Raw genomic sequence first — 18,139 nt, forward strand, 5'->3', positions numbered from 1 at the left:
TTCGCTGGCAGACACTAGCCGTACCAATCGGTAGGGTGATCTAGCAAGCGGGGGGAAGCCGCGCTCCCAGCCGACCTTAGTCCCTTGTGGACAGATCAGGCTCCCCTTCCTTGACAACGACAGATAAATTCCGATGCTTCAATTGCGAGCACGGCGCTCGCAGGGACTCCGGGGGGTGCCAAGACGGTATGCACCAGCCGTTCGATGACGCACGGGGGAACTCCGAACCGCACGTGGTCCAGGCCGACTTGGTTTGCCTGTACGAAGATCCGTACAGTTTCGAGTTCTACATCGACGCCGCGCCCGGCTACACCGCCGAGGGCCTGGCGGCAATGTTCGACCAGGCCCACCAACGCGGCCTGGAATCGATGGAAGGCGAAACGCCTCCGTCCATTCTTGACAACGGCACCCTTCGGTTCTGGCTGACGCCCGCCGATGCGTTCGCCCACGATCCTTGGGAGTACCCGGAGGCCGACTGCGCTGCCCAGACATCCGTGCCGACCGCACCGGCCCGGCAGGGCCGTCACGCCCGTCACCTGTGGAATCGTTGCCAGGGCGGCGCTCGCGCGGAGTCCGACAACCCCGACCCTCCGCCAGCCGGCACAGCGATGCGGTCGCACTCCTACAGACGTGGAGGCATCCTCGCTTCATGGTCATGCTCAGCCAGCCGAGCACAGTCCACCCCGGATCAGACCGCGACACCTCATCCGTGCCCCGAGACGGACGAGGCCGCCCCCTCGTTCAAGTGCCAGGTAACGATCGTCCTGTTCCATACACCCGATGCACCACGTTCGTGGACTGCATGGAGGACAAGACGCAGTTGACGGCCTGGTCCAAGCGCATGGTCCTTGCTGGTGCCGCGCGAAGCCCGGATCTACTCGCCCAGGCCCGAAGCCTCGACCCCGCAGACCCGCAGCACAAGCAGCCGCTCAACGCGCTCGCGGAGCGGGCAGCCAACGCCGCGGGAAGTGCGAGCCGACGCGATCACGGCACGCACCTGCACACCCTGTCGGAGTACGTCGACCGAGGCGAACCATTGCCGGCACACTCCGCGGCCGACGTTGCCGACATGGCCGCGTACAAGCTCGCCACGGTGCACCTCGACGTGATCCACGTGGAGCGGCTTGTCGTGGTCGATGACCTACGCGTTGCGGGCACCCCGGACCGCATCAGCTACTACGACGGCCCCGGCCCCGACGGCGACTACCTCACCGGAAACCTGATCACCGACCTGAAGACCGGATCACTACAGCACGGCACCCTGAAGTTCGCGATGCAGCTCGCGGTCTACAGCCGTGGGCAGTTCTACGACCACACCACCGGGGCACGCTCACCGCTGCCCCAGGTCAATCCGCACTGGGGCCTGATCATCCACCTGACGCCCGGATCGGCGATCTGCACCGTGCACTGGATCGACCTCGCCCTCGGCTGGGACGCCGTCCAGGTCGCGCGGCAGGTACGCGCCATGCGGTCCCGCAAGTCGGTGCTGAAGCAGTTCGATCCGACCGCAACGATCAAAGAGGTTGTCGCCTCCGGGCTCAACGTGTAAAGTTTGTAAGCGAGCGATCATGGAGGGACAAACGCGTGGAGGCCGACATCAGCCTGACCGGACCGAACATCACCGTAACCATCCCGTACCAGAGCCCTACGGGCACGACCGCGACGTTCCGCGGCGACGTTAACCAGGTGCGCGCCAGCCTCGTGGCGTTCTTCGGCCTCGAACGTGAAAATGTTGTGGGGGTGACACTGTCGGATCTGGTCGTCAACGCCACCACCACGGCACGCGCCGTGGGCGCCATCGCCGGCACTCTCGGCGGCATCGTCATCGCCTCCGGCCCCGAGACCTCAGCGACACCGCGGCAGGCCGCAGAACGCGACCCATGGACGCAGGCCCAGCAGCCACACCCCGCCACCGAGCCCGCGGCCGGGCTGACCACCCCGCCTGTCACCGCCGAGCCTCAGCAGCATCCGCTGATCGCCCTCATCGAGCAGGCCGCGGACGTGAAGACCCTTCAGCGGCTGTGGGCGGAGAACCAGGCAGCTTTCGCCGACCCCAGCGTCACGGCCGCCTGGAAGGCGCGAGGCCGAGCACTCACGTAGGCCGCTGAAACCCACACCCCATTGTGTAAAGTTTGTAGGAGGAGATTCCCCTGACGTCCCCGTTTGCCAAGCCCTCGGAGTTCTCCGGCGGCACCATTTTCAAGCCAGGCGACCACATGACCGACGTGGCGCTGCTCATCGAACCGACGAAGATCGACAAGGGTGTTCCGAACACCTACCAGGGCGAAACAACCCTGCGCGACGAGGTCACCGCGGACGTAACGATTTTCGCTACCGCCGAGTCGCTGGACCGGGGCACTCCCAGCGAGGTCATCAAGGGCGCCAAAGTGGTGCACGGCATGCTCACGTCCACCCTGGAGCGGCTGATCGGCACCCCGATGGTTGCTGTGGTGCGCCGCGTGCCCACACGCCGTGGCTCCGGTTTCGCGTTCCGCGACGTCGAGCCGTCTATCGAGGCCGCCGTGGCCGCGTTCTACGAGCAGCGTGAGGCCGCCGTGACCGCCGCGCTGTCGTCGGGCGACATGCCGTCCTTCGACTGAGAGGCGCCCGCAGGTGTTGACCCCTCGCCGGTCGCTTCGCCTGCACGCCGAGTCCGGCCGCGAGCTGCCCCGGGTGCCGGCATTCGAGGCGTTGTATCGCCGCGGATGCCGGCCCCGGCACGGCGAAGTGATCATGATCGCCGGACGAAGCGGCACGCAGAAGAGCGGCTTCGCCCTGTTCTGGGCGGCATCCATGAATCTTCCGACGCTGTACTTCAGCGCCGACATGAGCCCGTTCACCGCCTCCACCCGCCTGGCCTCCATGGCAACGGGCGACACCACCGAACAGGTGGAGGCCGGCATGAAACAAGGAGGCACAACCCGTGCGCGCTACCTCGACGCGTTGTCCCACAGCCGCCTCACGTTCAGCTTCGGAGCCCCGATCACCTGGCCGGCACTCGATGAGGAGCTGGAGGCGTACGTCGAGCTGTGGGACGCCTACCCGCAAGTGATCGTGCTGGACAACCTCATGGACTTCGAGAACGCCGAAACCGACTACACGGAACAGATGGCAGTGATGTCCGGCGTCACCGAGCTGGCCCGCAACACGGGCGCCACCGTGATCATCCTGCACCACGCCTCAGACAAGAGCTGGGAAGCCAAGAGCGACCCGTGGTCCCCGCCGAGCAGGGATCAGGTCAAAGGCGGCCTGTCGGAGAAGCCGGAGCTGTCGCTGTCGGTGGCGTTGGACCCGTCCTCGCTGGAGTACCGCGTCGCTGTCATCAAGCAGCGCATGGGTCCGTCCGATCCGACGGCGCGCAGTTTCGCGCTCCTGTACTGCGAGCCCGAGCGGACCCGGTTCCACGCGCGGCCGTACTTCCGCGCACCGCAGGTGCAGCTCACTTGAGAAAGGGGGAGCACGTGACTGACGTTGCTTCGCGCAACGCCCGTAACCGCCGAGCCGGCTCACGCTGGCAAGCCGACCTCCGAGACGGTCTGCGCGGCGCGGGCCTGGACATCGAGCGCCTGGCGCTGACCGGCGCCGAGGACGAAGGCGATCACGTCGTACGCCTGCGGCCCGAGGACACGGTGCTGCGGCGCCGGTTCGTGGTCATCGAGGCCAAGGCCGGCGTACTGCACCCGGCGGCCTTCGCCGAGCAGGCCAGCGTGGAGGCGGCGCACTTCGCGTTCCACCGTGGCCTGTCCCTGACCGATGTGGCCGGCATCGCCGTCGTCAAGCGCCGTAACGCGAACTGGCGCGACGCCTACGTGCTGACCACGCTGCGCGACTACTTCGGGTTGGAGGCGTGATGACTCGCTTCCGGCAACGACGCAAGGCTCGCCACGGCGACGTCCAGCGCCACCATCGAGCCCTCGGGGACGAGGTCACCCGGCTGTTCCTGCTCGATCCGGTGGCCGCGGTGAGCCGGGTGATGCGCAGCGGATGACCGATCCCCGCCCCACCTTGACCGCCGTACTCGACCACTACGACGTGCCGTACAGGCCCGACCGGGTGTCGCAGATGACCCACTGCCCGCTGCACGACGACCGCACGCCGTCGCTGTCTCTGCAACTGGAACGCGAGGTGTGGCACTGCCACTCATGCGGCAAGGGCGGCGACGCCTACCAACTGATCATGGAGAAGGAGGGCATCGGATTTGCCCGAGCACGAGCCCTTGCAACCTCTCTCAACCTCGCAGCGCGAAGCACTGGAGGAAGCGACAGCGAGCTATCAGGCAGCCGTTACGGCCGACGCCGCACGCTACCTGCTGGCACGCGGGATCGACCGCGAGACAGCCGCTACGTTCCGGCTTGGCGTCGCCGCTGACCCCGCCCCCGGCCACGCCAAGTTCGCCGGCTTCCTCGCCATCCCCTACCTCGGCCCCGAGCGCCAGCCGCTATCGCTGCGGTTCCGCTGCCTGCAAGCCCACGACCACCGCGACTACGGCCACGGCAAGTACATGGCCGTGACCGACGAGCCAGGCCGCCTGTTCAACGTCGCCGCCATCGCACGGGCCGACGACGAGATCCACCTCTGCGAAGGCGAGCTGGACGCGATCATCCTCAACCGCGTCGGCCTGCCCGCCGTCGCGGTGTCCGGCAGCAACGCGTGGCGAGCGCACTATCGGCGCCTGTTCGCGGGCTTCAACCGGGTGTGGGTGTGGGCCGACCCGGACGAGGCAGGCGCCGAGCTGGCGAACCGGGTCACCCGGGCATTGCGCACCGCCAAGCCCGTGCGGCTGCGCGACGGCGACGTCACCGAGACCTACCAGGCCGGCGGGGCGCAAGCGCTGCACGACCTCATCACCTCAGCGAGCCGCCCATGACCCCCGACCTGCCGGGCACCCCCGGCCCGAAACTGCGCGATGCCTGGACCGCAATGAATACCGACATGCGGGCGGCATTCCTGCCGCACCTGGTGGGCGGGACCAGTGCCGACTACCTCGCCGACTGGCTAACCCGCAACGGCACGCCGGTGTCGGCGTCCACGATCCGCACCTACCGCCGCACTCTCACCCCAGACAGGAGCGTGACCGATGAGTGACGCCCTCGTCGCCGAACTGCTCGCCAAGCCCGTCGGCCGCGCCACCGGCGACGCGAAGGACCCGGCGCTCACCCGCCGCATCGACGTCACCGGCGACACCGCCTCGGTCACCCTGCGCGGCCCGGCGCCGCAGGTCACCGACGACGCCGCCGCAGAGGTATTGCGGGAACGCGGCTTGGACCCGGAGCAGTGGATCCCGACGGGCTACCGATCCTCGCAGTGGACGATGCCCGGCGGCGCCACTGGCGTCAGCGCTCGCTGGTCCTTCGCCCATCGCGGCGAGCCGGTAAGGCTGCCCGACCTGGACGATCTGATCAGCGAGATCGGCCGCCACACGCCGGCCCTAGACCGTCCCGACGGCGATCACGGATACCTCGTGCTCCTGGGCGACATGCAGTTCGGAAAGGTCGATGGCGATGGGGTGGCTGGCACTCTGCGCCGCACGATCACCGGACTCAACCGGGCCGCCGATCTGCTCGCCACGTACCGGCAGCGGTTCGACATCGGCCACGTTCACGTGGGCTGGCTCGGTGACCACGTGGAGGGCTTCAACTCCCAGGGCGCGGCCAACACATGGCGCACGGGCTTGACCTTGTCGGAGCAGATCCGCCTGACCCGCCGGGTCATGCTGCACGCCCTGACGACGTTCGCCCCGCTGGCCACCCGGCTGACCATGGCGGCCGTGCCGGGCAACCACGGCGAAGCCGTCCGCATCGCCGGACGCGGCATCACCCGCTACGACGACTCCCACGACACCGAATCCCTGATCGCCGTCCATGACGCCGTCCAGCTCAACCCGGCCGCGTTCAGCCACGTCGACTTCTTCGTTCCGGAGACCGACGAGCTGACCGTCGTCCTCGACGTCGCGGGAACCGTCATCGCACACGCCCACGGGCACCAGTGGCGACCCGGCAAACACTTCGACTGGTGGAAGGGCCAAGCCTTCAACACCACCAGCGCCATGCACCGCGCTGACCTGCTCGTCGCCGGACACCTGCACCACGAACACATCGACACCGACAGCGCGCGGACCTTCATCCAAACGCCGGCCCTGGAATCCGAATCCACCTGGTGGCGCCACGCCACCGGCACCACCGCAGCACCCGGCCTGATCGTCGCCGTCACCAAGGACGGCCACACCAACATCAAGGAGGTCATCCGGTGACCGCCGACTGGACCGTCCTGGAACTCATCGGCATCCGCGACATCGCCGTCAGGGCCGCACACAGCGTCGCCAGCGAATACCGCGGCATCACCGACGTCGAAGACCTCTACCAGGACGCACTGATCCTCTGCGCCAGCAACGCGGAGCTGATCCGCGGGCACTACGACAGCGACAACCGCGGCCTGGTCTTCACCTGGCTGCGACACCGCCTGGTCGACGCAGTCCGACCCGAGGCGTACCGCAGGAACCGCACCATCACCCTCGACCGTGTTACGGAGGCAGCGTGAGCAACTACGACCGGCGCCTCGTGGAATGGTTGCTACCGGCCGTCTGGGATTCGCAGTACGCGTACGGGCTCGACAACCCGACCATGCCCGACCCCGACATGCCCCGCGCCCCGACCGACCCAGCCCACGCAGGCACCCTGTACGCCCACCTCGCCGACATCAAGGCCGGCTGGCGCGGTGCTCCGCTCACCACCGGCCAGCGACGCGCCCTCTTCCTGCGATACGGCCTCGACTGGCCCGAGAAGCAGATCGCCCGCCGGCAGGAGGTGTCCCAGCCGCGGATCTCGGTCCTCTTGACCGAAGGCGTCGGCCGAATCGTGGGTGTCCTGAACGGCGAATCCTCGGACGAAGCGCAACAAACAGCATGAGACAAAGTCGCCCCCTCCACCGACACGGTGAAGGGGGCGACATTTGTCTATCCGCTAGGGGCTTGATTCACCTAACGCAACGGTTGCATACGGTTCCCAGACGTACATGCCGTTGTCGCGATTGAGGACAATTAGCTGACATGAAGATATTCTCACCTCGGCAGACAATGCCGACACCTCCTCAAGCGCCTTAACCAATGGCGCCGCGGGCCCCTTGGCGTTGATGTATGCCAGGCTCATGTGTGGATTATATGGCTCCGCCGGTTCAGGTATGCGATCGAAGCCCCAAACTTCGCCAATTGAAGATCTTATCTCCTGACGGAGTGCCCGCACCGGCCCGGCTGGTTCAATCGCAATCTGTATCGACTCAGGATCGACGTGCGGCCGTCCGATGCGCAGTTTCATCGGCGCCAGGTTCGCGCAGCGCTGACGCGCTTGGGCGACAATTGAATCGACGTCCTCCGTGGAGACTTCGTTAACGAATCCAATGCCCTGCATCGTCAGGTGCAGCCACTCGTCGGGCACGACGTCGAGTATTGACTGCTGATCAAGAACATCGCGGTAACCCTTTGCCAGTCGGATGACCTCGGACTGACCACTAAACGTGATATGCCATGTATAGAAGCGCGCGCCGACGTGCCAGCCCGGTCGCCAATACCAGTGATCTTTCACGCTATCGGCGTTCACATTGGTCATGAAACATCCTCTTGTGACTTAGGCGGGTAGTTGAGGAGTACTGCCCGTTAGGCAGAAACTGCTGATCTCCGAGTGCAAACTCTTCGCTGGCAGGCTGCCCCGCAGTGAAGGATTAGATCCCAACAGTCGTCCGACGCCGCGTAGTCGCCTCACGACCGTGTCCAACCGTTGTTCTGGGGGCAAGGCAAGTACTGGCCCCAAAATTTCTGCGGCACCCTCGACTCCATTTGGGCCGATGAGCTGATCTGATGCCGACTTTAGATGGGCGGTTGCCGCCCAAATCCGCACCTGCGCCACGGTGCCGTATGCAGGCGCGGCTTCGCTATCTGCCGCGGACAGTGCGGCGTTGGCATGGTCGATGGCGTCGGCTGAATTGCCGATGCGTAATTGAACTGCACCAGCATAGTTGTGCTGCCGAAGCGGGTTGCAGGCGAATAGGCCACCGACGACATCCTGGCTGGCGTGTTGGCGAGCTTCTTCTGCTTTCCTCAATGCGGCTTCAGCGAGATCACCGGCACCGATCTCTGCCCATGCGTCAGCTTCCTGGCAAGCAAGCATGATTGCTGCTGTTCCTTGCGGTGCGTACTCGAAGCCACGTGCTGCGGCCGATGCAGCTTCCTCATACCGCTGGTCCCACAGGTAAATCTTGCTCATCGTGGATTGCACCCACGCCCGTAGCGTCGGGTCCGCTGCTGGCTCTGCGCATGTCCACGCGATCCGTATCTGCGACTCGGCTGCGGCAGGATGTCCCAGATCGCCTGCCATCCACGCGAGAAGCGAGCACAGGTACCCGGCCCAACGGTAGAGTTCACGGCTTTGTTCAAGCGGTTGGTGCCCCGTTTGCAGGAGCCAGAACACGCGATCGGCCAGAGCACCGGCGCGGCCATAGACGGCTAGCGGCGGCTGGCTGAGATAGTCCCGAGCGATGCGACGGGTAGAGGCGGCGATGTCGTCCAGCGTCGTGGGACCCACGTTCGTGGACTCGCTCCACGAACCGAAGTCTTGGACCCGTTCGGTCACTGCGATCACCAGATCCGTCTCGTTCTCCAGCCTTACCCGCTGGCTCAACGGTATGCCCTGGGGCCGTTCACGCCCATGGTCAACCTCACGAGCCGGGCCAGGTGCGGCGGGACGGTGCGCCTTGAGAGATGGGCCGAGGACGGCTCTATCCCCAGGGGGCATGTTGGCAAGATCGTCCAGGTCTACGAGCGAGGATGTGCTGGTTTCGTATACGTCAGCCAGTGTGGAGAGTACCGCCACGGAAGGCCGGCGACCGCCGAACGGCCACCTCTCGTAGTCGCTGATGCGAGCACCCGTGAACGCAGCCAGTTCAGTCCCGAGAGCGTTGAGCTTCGACGCAGCTTGATCTTGGGTCCAGTCGTGCGCCTGGCGAAATGCTTCCCGCGGCCGTAGACCGAACCGGCGCTGCAACTCGGCCGCGACCACGCCGACGCTGGCGCCGAACCCACCGAGGGCAAGCCGAACGTCGTCGCGTTCAGCCTTGGTCCCTGTTGTGCGCGACACTCGCCTCACTCACTTTCAGACTTGTTGGCTGTCACCGATTATTGCCGCCCGGTCTGCGCTAGGACAGGACTCGTCGGGAGCCTTGGACCAATCAAAGTGGTGAGTTGCCGCTTCCTTGCGGACCGTTTCCCCAGCTCAGGGCACATCACAGCCTGGGGAAAATTCTCTCCATCCGTGGTACTCCGTTCCGGGCCGCTCCACAGCATCCTGATTGTGCAAGGGCAAGCGTTGGGCCCAGCCACAAATTCGTAGATGTCAATCGATGTCTCGTGCCTGCTTCCGCCTTGGGGGTGATCCTATGCACCGGCGACAGCCGCGTTGGGGGCTTCGCCGCGCTCGCTGCACGTGCGGACTGCCGTGGCCGTGCCTTGAGTTGAGGCTCCGCGAGATACAGGACCGCCCGGCGACCGCGGCCTGGCCGCACCTGCCGAGCACGTTGGCCCGGGAGTTGGAAACGGTCGTCTCCGCAGCAGCCGCAGCAACCCATCGCCCTTCATGACTCTTTCAGAGGAAGTCTGGACATGCCTCGCACCCCAACGCTGCCCCAGCGAATACCAGGGGCAGAGCTGCCAGTCGACGCGCCAGCTCGGTACGTGGGCCGAGCGAAGGTTCGATGCACCGACGGTGAATGGTGTGACGATGCTCCGGGCCTGAGCGTGTTTGATCTCGAACGCCTCCGCGATGCGATCCGAAAGATGTGAAGGTGAAAAGCGGCAGCCGAACCCCGCCGCAACCCGGCGCGGTATATGCACTCTCCGAGGATGACTATCGATACGGCCTTGGCCCAATCATGGTCCGAGTCGTCGCCGTCAAGTCACTGGTGAAGTATCGCGGCGAGCCGTGGTGGTTCGCTGCCGTGGAATACGCCCCCGGCGTCCCGACGCGCTGCGGTTCGGAATGGCGGCCGATTGAGATTTACCTCCGAGCGGCGGCTCTGCTGCCCGCACGCCAACACCCAATGCCCGACCGGCGAACGAGAGGCACGTCCTCCAATGCAGCGCAATGACCTCATCACCCTGGCAAGCCGGTACGACAACGACACCGTCGCAGTAGGCATTGCCGGCATCTACGTTGACGTCGTCTCCGTGGGCTACGACAAGGAGCGCGGGTGCGTTCTCCTAACGCTCGAACCCGGAGAGCTGCAAGCCGCATTAGACCAATCGCGAAATCTCGTATTCCCCCTGCACATAGATAGGCGGCTCATCCGCCCACCCACGCCTCGGGTATCGAAGGGCCCGCGTCAGCCTGCATACGCCTAGTTCGCGTGGTTCACCAGTTCCGGAGGACTCATGCTTATCACCGCCGCCCTGGATGCCCATGACCGACTCATCGCTTCGGTTAATAGGGTACGGAGAATCCCTCTCCAAAGATCCCTCAAGACTCGTCTCCTGCTGACCGATCCTGCGGAAATGGAGAAGGAACTTGCTTGCCTCCTTCCGCATCGGCTGTTGATTTCCGGAACTCTCGACCGCCGCCTTTTGCTGGCGGAAGTGAACCCCTCGGAGCGGCGATGGCAGCTTGCCGACCTGTCCGGTCGCGATCATGCATCACGTGAGTGGCCCGCATGGGCGCAGCAAGGGATGCAGATCGATGAACCGATCTCCTGGAACTCCTCGGGCGTGCTCGGCGACGAAGTAGTCCACCGCCTGATGAGACCGCGTGTCCTGTTGGTCGCGCTCTATCACCCAGAGCACTTCCCCCTTCCACGGTTCCCTCTGGCCATATCCGACCTCGCTCGCGCCGCACGGGCGACCTTGATGGGCAAGGTTCGGCTGATGGACATGCAGCTCGGCGTAGCACTCAACGACGTCACAGCCGAGATCGAGCGCTGGACCCCGGACATCATCGGTGTCTCGGCCACCTTCGGCCAGCACGACTTGATGGTGCAGCTACTCGACCATATCGGCAGCCTGGACCGGCCCTCGTTGACCATCGCAGGAGGCAGCCTCACCGCTCGCAATGAACGGCTTCTGCTGGAGCAGTATCCGAATCTCCTGATCGCCCGGGGTGCCGGCGAAGCAACTATCCAGGACCTCATCGCCCACTGGCACGGCGACCTTGAACTCGCAGAGGTGCGCGGCATCGGCTATCACGGGGCACCCCGAGGCGGCGGGCTAGCGATCAGGCCGTTTCGTCGCACAGGCGCAGTCGGCAACCGTGCGCAGACCGACATCTTCCCCGAGTTGGATCTCCTTGACTCCACGTTCCGACACCGCGGCGTGGCGCAGCTCGAAACGTCGCGGGGGTGCACGAACTTCTGTTCGTTCTGCCCACGGGGGCATAAGGGCTCGTGGTCCGGCTCCGCTCCGGAACAGCTTCCGTGGATTCTCGCCGCGATGCGTGACGTCTTCGACCGGCATCCTGAGGTGTCGCGGACGCTGTACCTGGTGGACGAAGAGTTCATCGGCCGCGACGAAGGCGCAGTAGACCGGGCTCTGTCAGTGGCACGAACGGTTCATGAAGCAGGCTTCCGCTGGGAGACGAGCTGCCGCATCGATCAGGTCGTTCTGCCCAGCGAAGATCAGGCGTGGCATGTCGAACGGGCCAGCATGTGGCGCGAGCTGCGACAACACGGGCTGCGGCGCTGCCTGTTCGGTGTCGAGTCAGGCGTGACCTCGATCCTCGAACGGTTCAACAAGGAGACCACCAGCGACCAGAACGCCCTGGCGATCCGGACGCTGTCGGCGCTTGGCGTCCCGACGCGCTTCACATACATCACCTTCGACCCCCTCATGAGCCAGGCTGAACTCACGGCAACGTACGAGTTCCAGAACCGCGTTGACCTGCTCCTGCGACCTTTACCGGAGTTGAGCGTTGAAGAGATCGTGCATGGCGTACGCGACGACACGTTCGTCCGCCGGCACGCCCTCGGTGAGCCCTTCTACAGAGGCGTGTCGTACATGCTGGTGTCGATGGAGTGCCTCATCGGTGCGGCCTACACCCGCGCAGCGCAGGCCGCCGGTCTGACGCGCGAAGCCTGCCCGTCGATGGGCCGCGTCGATGCCGAATACGCGGACTGGCGCATCGGTGTCTGCTCGCAGCAGGCGCAGCTCTGGGTCGACCGGAACTTCGCCCTGGACTACACCCTCAAATCCTTGGAGAAGGTTCTCGACGGCCAGCCGCGCCATAGCGTCCGACAAGCGCGGACCGTACTAAAGGACGCGGCCTTCCAGGTCTTCGGCGACATGTTGGCACTCGTCCAGGTATGTGATCTTGCTACGCCGTCGGTGGCGTCGCTGCGCTCCGATGTGCTTGCCATGATGGACACCCGTATCGGACAGCTCAGGACTCAGATGGGGCGCACTGTTGACGAAGTCGCTGCGAAGCTGAGCGACGGCGACGGTGGGCGGCTTCGAACAGAGCACGGCAGATGGGCGGAAAACCAGTCGTGGCACTCGATCAACGCCTCCGACCCGTGCGGAACGTGACGCGATGATGCCGCCGACCCAGAGCAAGGGAGCGCTTCCGATGCGGCGCGTGCCCGGCATCGACATGCCGATCTCGGCCATCGGTGCCGGATGTTGGACGATCGGCGGTCCCGCCACCAACGGCCGCATCCCAATCGGTTGGGACGATGCTGATCCAGCAGCAGCTCTCGATGGGCTCCGGTGCGCCTACGAGCACGGCGTCCGCCTGTTCGATACGGCCGACGTGTACGGCATGGGTCAATCCGAGCGACTGCTGGGCATCCTCCTTGCCGAGATATCCCGCCATGAGGCAATCGTGTCCAGCAAGGTGGGGTACTTCGCAGGTCGGGGCACCCATCCCTACGATCCGGCTCAGATGCGAGAGCAGTTCCACCGCAGCCTCGAACGTCTCGGCACTGACTACCTCGACATCTACTTCCTCCACAGTTCCGACTTCGGACCGCAAGACGTCCGGCTTGCCGAGGCGGTGCAGGTGATCTCCGACCTGCGGCGTCAGGGTTTGATCCGAGCCGTCGGGCTACGCGCGCCGCATGACTTCGCCGTTGAATGGGCGAACCAGGACCTCGGCAAGGCGTCGCGCCAGGCGGCCCGCTTCATGCACCTGTTCACGGCCGTTCAACCCGATGTCCTTACTGTCCGCCACAACCTCCTGTCGTACGAATACGCCGACGACGAGACCGACGTGTTCGCATTCGCTCGACGGCGAGGCGTCGGCGTATTGACCAAGCAGGCCCTCGCGCAAGGAATCCTGCTCGACACCCACGACCCTGACCAGCCACGATCGTTCAGCGCCTACGACCACCGCAGCGCAGACCCGGCCTTCCGCCAGCCGCTTCTCCGCGCCGTACGCGACGGCCTGGCCCGCGCCCGGCAGTCCGTCAACGCAGACCCTTCGCTGTTCGTCGGTGCGGCCATCGGATACGCACTCCAGCGCGCAGATGCCGCGGTCCTCGTAGGGTTCCGCAATGCCGCTCAGATCCGAGCCAGCATTGAGGCCGCAGCACAACCGATCGACGCCGGCGACATCCAACTCGTGCACCGTTCACTCAGGCCAGCACGTGCCATCCTGCACGCCGATCTCCACGCAAGACGCCACGCACCCGCTGACCATCCGCCGATCACGCTCAGGAGGGCCCCGTGAAGTACATCGAGGTAGAAAAGAAGTACGTCCTCGACGACGCCGACGCCTTGCGCGCGACGCTCGCCGACCGAGGCGCGAAGCCGGGCAACCACACCCGCCAGATCGACACCTACTACAACGCCCCTCATCGAGACTTCCTCGAACCCGAAGCAGTCTCGGAGTGGCTTCGCATCAGGGTCGAGGACAACGGAGATTCGTCCTTCAACTTCAAGGTGTGGCACCCGGTCGACGCGCTCGTCAAGACCCACGCCGATGAATACGAAACCGGGGTGACCGACCCGGAAGCCGTCCGCAGGCTCCTCACCGCCCTGAACTTCAAAGAGATGATCAAGGTCGACAAGGAGCGCGAGGAATGGCATCTCAGCGGTGAAGTGCCAGTCGCTGTCGCCATCGACACTATCGAGAACTTGGGCACGTTCGTGGAGTTCGAGTTCAAGGGAGAGGCCGCCGACGCCGCGGAGGCCGCTCAACTCCTCACCTCGTTCATTGACAATCTCGAGGCGCCCTTAGGGGACCAGGTCAAGAAGGGCTATCCACACATGATGCTTGGCCGCGAGCACTAATGACATCAGCCCAGTCCAAGCAATAGGGGGAGAAGCGCGGAGCGGCGCTCGTCGCGAGAGAGCTACGCACGGCTCCCCGCCCTAACGCGCCGAGGCCCGCCCCTTCGAGGAGACAGATGGCGCCTGCGAACGTGCAGGTGCTGCATCTGTACAGGGACGGGCCTGGCGCGTGCTCTCCGCGGTAACCAATCGACCACCCCCATCCCTTCGCCGGGGTTGACCCGTTGATGGGGTCACCGTTCATTCACCACCATCGGCAGCAGATGCCCGATTCTGAGGAGAACGGTGCGATCAGCTTGACGCGAACTGCACCGCCGGGGCGGCCTTCTTCCTCGGCGCTCGCCTAGCCGGCTTGCTGGCCGCGACAGTCGGCTTCCGGACTGACTTCCCTGACAACGCCGCGGGTGCCTTCTTCGCCGCCTCGTACGCCTCGACCACGGTCTGCGGAATGCGGCCCCGGTCGGACAACTCGTGACCGTTGCTCGCCGCCCACTCACGGATCGCCCTGTTGTCCGCCCTGCTGGACTGCTGGCGCCGCGACGGCGTAATGCCCGGCCGCCAAGCGCCGAACCCCCGGCCGATCTTCGTGCCCGCACCAACGTACGGCTCCATGGCTTCACGCAGCGCTGCGGCGTTCGCCTCGCTCAAATCGATGGTGTAGTTGTTACCGTCGAACGAGAACGTGACAGTCTCGGTGGCAACACTCCCGTCGAGGTCGTCAATCAGGGTTTCGATAATCTGCTTCGCCATGTTTCCTCATACGGTGTGGTTCGGTTCCGCATATCAACCGAAAAGTAGATATCGGATTGCCAGATGCGCGCCAGGATCGGCTCCACCGGGCGAATGATGTGGCCATGATATTAGGCGAATACAGTGAACCATCTGCTGGCAGGGGCGGAGTCGGGAAGAGTGCAGAGTGAGAGGACTCTACCTGCCCTACGGAAGCGTGCGATGAGGAACCGAACGACCGCCGGTGCTGCACCGCCCGCGTCTCCCAAGCGAGGGCTGCTCGCCCTCATCTTCCGCGTGATCGCCGCCGTCGCGGTCACTCTCCTGTGCTGGTTCGGCGCTATCCACGCCTTCTTCTACGCGCTCTGGGAGATTCATCCGTGGGCAGGGCAACACGGGGAACGCTCGACCGCAGCGGCCTACGTGTCACTGCTGGTGGCGTCGCTCATGGCACCGTCCGCTGCATGGCGCGTTCTGGTACCCCGAACTCGCTGGTGGGGCGCCGTTGTCTTCGGGCTTATCACGGTGGCCGTCGTTGGCTACTTCGTTTCGCTCATCGTCTAATGGGAGCCCGGAGCCAACCACGGCGGGTCCAACACTCCGGCGATACTGTAGCTACTCATGCGGACCAGCTTCCGCTACCTGCGCTCGGGCCGACCGCTGCACGCTTCTCGGAGCTACGCCGCCCCCACGGTCAGTGGTCGGGAGCCGACACGGCCCTTCTTCGGAGTGGTCTGCTCCTTGGCGGGTGTTGCCGCCCTCTTCAGCTCCTTCGGTAGGTAACGCCGCGCGGTACTCACGCTGACGCCGGCCTTGACCGCCACGTCTTCCACGCGAGCGTTCTTCGGCAGCGCGGCCACGGCCGCTTCAACCTTCGCCGCGCTGGTAAGCGAGCGGGGTCGGACGCGCTTGGCCGGTGCCGCGGGTCTCGCGCCAGGGCGGGACGGCGTCGTCGTGGCCTGGTCGACCTGGCCCGTATTGCGACTCAGTGCAGGCCCGGTTTCCGCGGGGGCGGTCCCACGCTTGGGCATGTACGGCGTCTCCGGCTCGGGCGCTGACGCGAAGATCGCTTTCACGGGGACTGGCTCCTGAGTCACTGGGAATACCGGCGTAGTCGGCTCTCGAATTGGCTCAGGAACGGGCTCGGGCGGCAACTCGCGGGCTATGGGCTTAAGGGACAGCACAAGCTTCGTGATGCCGATGAAGGCCAGCGACGGGACCGCTGAGACGACCCATCCGCTCAGGCCGGGCTTTGCCACCGCGAGCTGCGCGGTCAAGCTGAAGGCTGACGCGATGAGCAGCAAGGCCAAGGGGTACCTGATCGTCTGGCCTCGGCGGCGTCGATGCCGGATCACCAGCAATGTGGCGATCGGCACCAGCTCCGAGACGGCGGCGTTGGTGCGCCCGTACGCGACAGACGTGCCAGCAGGCACGTGGGCCATCGTCCAGTCCACGACGTGACCGACCGATGCCCAGCCGGCAAGACAGCCAACGACTACCAGTATCAGCACGAGGGCCGCTTGCTCAACGGCGTCAGTGCGTACGTGACGGGGCTTCATCACAGTCCCCCTCGTGAGTTGGCGGTCCGGGAGCCGTGGGGGTGACCCTCCACGCCAGGTGGTAGCGGGCCGGGCACCTCGTCTGAGGCATCGCGCTGGTACGTCACGCCGGTGTCGGTCCGTGCGGCGTTGGCGAGCAGAGCATCGGCCTGCACGAGCGCCGTCATGGCATCGATAACGAGCCGACGCGCTCGCTCGGTGGGCTGTAGCTGAGTAGGTGTCATGGCTTCCTCCGAGCATGAAGAAGCCCCAGCGGCAACCTGCCGTCCGGGGCTGTACGTTGCTATGGGATGGGGCGACTCGGCTTTACCGTGTTGCCGTGATTGGGTCAGCGCGGTATCCCGCTGCTATGTCAAATGCGTGTACTGATCTTGACTCAAGCGGCCGTTGTGGGGCCGCAGCCGCAGGTCAGCGGCGTTACCAGATCATGGAGCCTCACCGTTCCTAAACCGTGTGTCGCAGGTTCGATTCCTGCCGGGGGCACCTCCACCACCAGCCGAAACGTCGGTTGAGCAGCCTTGAGCACTGCGGGCTGAGTGGGCCACGCTCCGACGGCACCTGGTCGGAGACCCGACCTCCTTGACCTGACGCAGGCCGATCGACGACAGATTGGCTGACCTGGGCCGCCCCCGTTGTGCGCCGCAGCAGGCTTCCCTCTCGGCCTGATCGGCAACGAGGTATCCGGCCTTACCTACGGGTCACCGGTCGGCGCCGACTCACCCACGCACCGGCGGACCGAATGCCTGATCCCAGTGGCGGTCGGATGTGCTGGGTGTGCGGTCGGCCCGCGACCCCGAGTGGCCAACCCAACCCAGCCGCCCGGCCAACTCGACTCCGCGTGCCGCATCCGGTGTTGGCATACCGAAACCGCAGGGCACCGTGCCGGCTCGGAGCGCTCACGAGCCGCCGACATCGACGCCTGCCCGCAATGAGCGCGGGCTGCTCCCCATCGTCTGATTCATTTCGAGCGCCCTGGCCGTGGGTGCTTCGCGTGTTGCCTCCTGGGTTAACCTGTCGCCCCCTCGAACTGGAGACGACGTTGTGAAGACGCTGCTGCGTAAGCGCTGGCAAGTTTGGACCGCGGGTGCGGTCGCGGTGGTGGCCGTCGGCTCGATCGCCTGGTTGGTGTTGCGTCCGGGGTCCGAGCCCGAACGCGAGCGGCGGTATCGCGCGGAGACGGCATGCCTGCTGACCGGCGAGGGCGGTGTCAGGGGTACGCCGGCGGCGGCGGTCTGGGCCGGCATGCAGCGTGCCTCGTTGGAAAGCCTGGTGAAGGTCAGCTTCGTAGCGGTCAGGGGGCCGCAGACGGCGGGCAATGCCGCTACCTATCTGGGCGGATTGGTGCAGAGTCGCTGTGACCTGCTGCTGGCGGTTGATGCGGCGCCGGTCGCCGCGGTCGCCGCGTCCGCGCCCGCTTTTCCGCAGCAGAAGTTTGTCGTGGTGGGGGGCGCCGCGGCGGCGAACGTCTCGGTGCTGGAGGGTACGTCCGACGAGGCTTACGCCCTGGTGACGGAAAGCTTCAAAGAGGACTTCTAAACACGAATGATCGAGTGATCTCGCTCATATTTTTGGCTACGTGGGGCGGCGGCGCGCG

At 65.5% G+C, this 18,139-nt stretch carries 21 protein-coding genes; 17 read left to right on the forward strand and 4 right to left on the reverse strand.

The window, feature by feature from the left end; all coding sequences use genetic code 11:
- The first annotated feature begins 802 nt into the window (after positions 1-802).
- The 12 genes from AB0B58_RS23990 to AB0B58_RS24045 all read left to right on the forward strand — a co-directional run bounded on the left by AB0B58_RS23990 (position 803) and on the right by AB0B58_RS24045 (position 6,905).
- Entirely contained in the window at positions 803-1,549 is a 747-nt protein-coding gene (locus tag AB0B58_RS23990; protein WP_360227493.1) for a hypothetical protein, read from the forward strand.
- Positions 1,550-1,584: 35 nt separating this feature from the next.
- Positions 1,585-2,100, forward strand: a complete 516-nt coding sequence (locus AB0B58_RS23995; RefSeq protein ID WP_360227496.1) for a hypothetical protein — start codon at positions 1,585-1,587, stop codon at positions 2,098-2,100.
- A 116-nt stretch (positions 2,101-2,216) separates the two neighbouring features.
- Positions 2,217-2,600, forward strand: coding sequence for a hypothetical protein (locus tag AB0B58_RS24000; protein WP_360227499.1), 384 nt, complete (start codon positions 2,217-2,219; stop codon positions 2,598-2,600).
- A 13-nt stretch (positions 2,601-2,613) separates the two neighbouring features.
- Positions 2,614-3,447, forward strand: a complete 834-nt coding sequence (locus tag AB0B58_RS24005) for an AAA family ATPase (protein WP_360227502.1) — start codon at positions 2,614-2,616, stop codon at positions 3,445-3,447.
- A 14-nt stretch (positions 3,448-3,461) separates the two neighbouring features.
- Positions 3,462-3,851: a hypothetical protein gene (locus tag AB0B58_RS24010; protein WP_360227505.1), complete on the forward strand. Its 390-nt coding sequence runs from the start codon at positions 3,462-3,464 to the stop codon at positions 3,849-3,851.
- On the forward strand, positions 3,851-3,988 hold the full coding sequence (locus tag AB0B58_RS24015; RefSeq protein WP_360227508.1) for a hypothetical protein: 138 nt from the start codon (positions 3,851-3,853) through the stop codon (positions 3,986-3,988). Before AB0B58_RS24010 ends, AB0B58_RS24015 begins: the two co-directional genes overlap by 1 nt.
- A 74-nt stretch (positions 3,989-4,062) precedes the next feature.
- Positions 4,063-4,368, forward strand: coding sequence for a CHC2 zinc finger domain-containing protein (locus tag AB0B58_RS24020; protein ID WP_360228067.1), 306 nt, complete (start codon positions 4,063-4,065; stop codon positions 4,366-4,368).
- Positions 4,250-4,867 (forward strand): toprim domain-containing protein, encoded by a 618-nt coding sequence (locus AB0B58_RS24025; protein ID WP_360228070.1) that lies wholly within the window; start codon positions 4,250-4,252, stop codon positions 4,865-4,867. The genes AB0B58_RS24020 and AB0B58_RS24025 overlap by 119 nt, the downstream gene beginning before the upstream one ends.
- Positions 4,864-5,085 (forward strand): hypothetical protein, encoded by a 222-nt coding sequence (locus AB0B58_RS24030; protein ID WP_360227511.1) that lies wholly within the window; start codon positions 4,864-4,866, stop codon positions 5,083-5,085. Before AB0B58_RS24025 ends, AB0B58_RS24030 begins: the two co-directional genes overlap by 4 nt.
- Positions 5,078-6,250 carry a hypothetical protein gene (locus AB0B58_RS24035; RefSeq protein ID WP_360227514.1) on the forward strand — a complete coding sequence of 391 codons (1,173 nt, stop codon included), beginning with the start codon at positions 5,078-5,080 and terminating at the stop codon, positions 6,248-6,250. The genes AB0B58_RS24030 and AB0B58_RS24035 overlap by 8 nt, the downstream gene beginning before the upstream one ends.
- Positions 6,247-6,537: a hypothetical protein gene (locus AB0B58_RS24040; RefSeq protein ID WP_360227517.1), complete on the forward strand. Its 291-nt coding sequence runs from the start codon at positions 6,247-6,249 to the stop codon at positions 6,535-6,537. Before AB0B58_RS24035 ends, AB0B58_RS24040 begins: the two co-directional genes overlap by 4 nt.
- Positions 6,534-6,905, forward strand: coding sequence for a hypothetical protein (locus AB0B58_RS24045; RefSeq protein WP_360227520.1), 372 nt, complete (start codon positions 6,534-6,536; stop codon positions 6,903-6,905). Before AB0B58_RS24040 ends, AB0B58_RS24045 begins: the two co-directional genes overlap by 4 nt.
- A gap of 54 nt (positions 6,906-6,959) precedes the next feature.
- Here AB0B58_RS24045 and AB0B58_RS24050 read toward each other — a convergent pair whose 3' ends face one another.
- A complete protein-coding gene (locus AB0B58_RS24050) occupies positions 6,960-7,601 on the reverse strand; it encodes a 2'-5' RNA ligase family protein (protein WP_360227523.1) in 642 nt (213 codons plus the stop codon).
- 18 nt (positions 7,602-7,619) lie between these two features.
- The gene (locus AB0B58_RS24055; RefSeq protein WP_360227526.1) at positions 7,620-9,125 is read right to left on the reverse strand and encodes a helix-turn-helix transcriptional regulator; all 1,506 of its coding nucleotides are present in this window, start codon (positions 9,123-9,125) and stop codon (positions 7,620-7,622) included.
- Between the two features lie 1,409 nt (positions 9,126-10,534).
- Between AB0B58_RS24055 and AB0B58_RS24060 the strand changes: the two genes are divergently transcribed.
- From AB0B58_RS24060 to cyaB, 3 genes are read left to right on the forward strand one after another with little or no spacing between them, the layout of a single operon-like run.
- The gene (locus AB0B58_RS24060) at positions 10,535-12,553 is read left to right on the forward strand and encodes a radical SAM protein (protein ID WP_360227529.1); all 2,019 of its coding nucleotides are present in this window, start codon (positions 10,535-10,537) and stop codon (positions 12,551-12,553) included.
- A 40-nt stretch (positions 12,554-12,593) separates the two neighbouring features.
- Positions 12,594-13,694 carry an aldo/keto reductase gene (locus AB0B58_RS24065; RefSeq protein ID WP_360227532.1) on the forward strand — a complete coding sequence of 367 codons (1,101 nt, stop codon included), beginning with the start codon at positions 12,594-12,596 and terminating at the stop codon, positions 13,692-13,694.
- On the forward strand, positions 13,691-14,257 hold the full coding sequence (cyaB, locus tag AB0B58_RS24070; protein WP_360227535.1) for a class IV adenylate cyclase: 567 nt from the start codon (positions 13,691-13,693) through the stop codon (positions 14,255-14,257). Before AB0B58_RS24065 ends, cyaB begins: the two co-directional genes overlap by 4 nt.
- A 291-nt stretch (positions 14,258-14,548) precedes the next feature.
- On the opposite strand, the gene AB0B58_RS24075 is transcribed toward cyaB, so the two are convergent.
- A complete protein-coding gene (locus tag AB0B58_RS24075) occupies positions 14,549-15,007 on the reverse strand; it encodes an Lsr2 family protein (protein ID WP_360227538.1) in 459 nt (152 codons plus the stop codon).
- Between the two features lie 201 nt (positions 15,008-15,208).
- Between AB0B58_RS24075 and AB0B58_RS24080 the strand changes: the two genes are divergently transcribed.
- On the forward strand, positions 15,209-15,550 hold the full coding sequence (locus AB0B58_RS24080) for a hypothetical protein (RefSeq protein ID WP_360227541.1): 342 nt from the start codon (positions 15,209-15,211) through the stop codon (positions 15,548-15,550).
- A gap of 113 nt (positions 15,551-15,663) precedes the next feature.
- Here the strand turns inward: AB0B58_RS24080 and AB0B58_RS24085 are convergent, their stop codons facing one another.
- Positions 15,664-16,545: a hypothetical protein gene (locus tag AB0B58_RS24085; protein WP_360227544.1), complete on the reverse strand. Its 882-nt coding sequence runs from the start codon at positions 16,543-16,545 to the stop codon at positions 15,664-15,666.
- Between the two features lie 1,041 nt (positions 16,546-17,586).
- On the opposite strand from AB0B58_RS24085, the gene AB0B58_RS24090 reads away from it, so the two are divergent.
- Positions 17,587-18,081, forward strand: a complete 495-nt coding sequence (locus AB0B58_RS24090) for a hypothetical protein (RefSeq protein WP_360227547.1) — start codon at positions 17,587-17,589, stop codon at positions 18,079-18,081.
- Positions 18,082-18,139 lie beyond the last annotated feature (58 nt).

Origin of the sequence: Actinoplanes sp. NPDC049118 (genome assembly GCF_040648555.1) — a bacterium.
Taxonomy (GTDB): Bacteria; Actinomycetota; Actinomycetes; order Mycobacteriales; family Micromonosporaceae; genus Actinoplanes.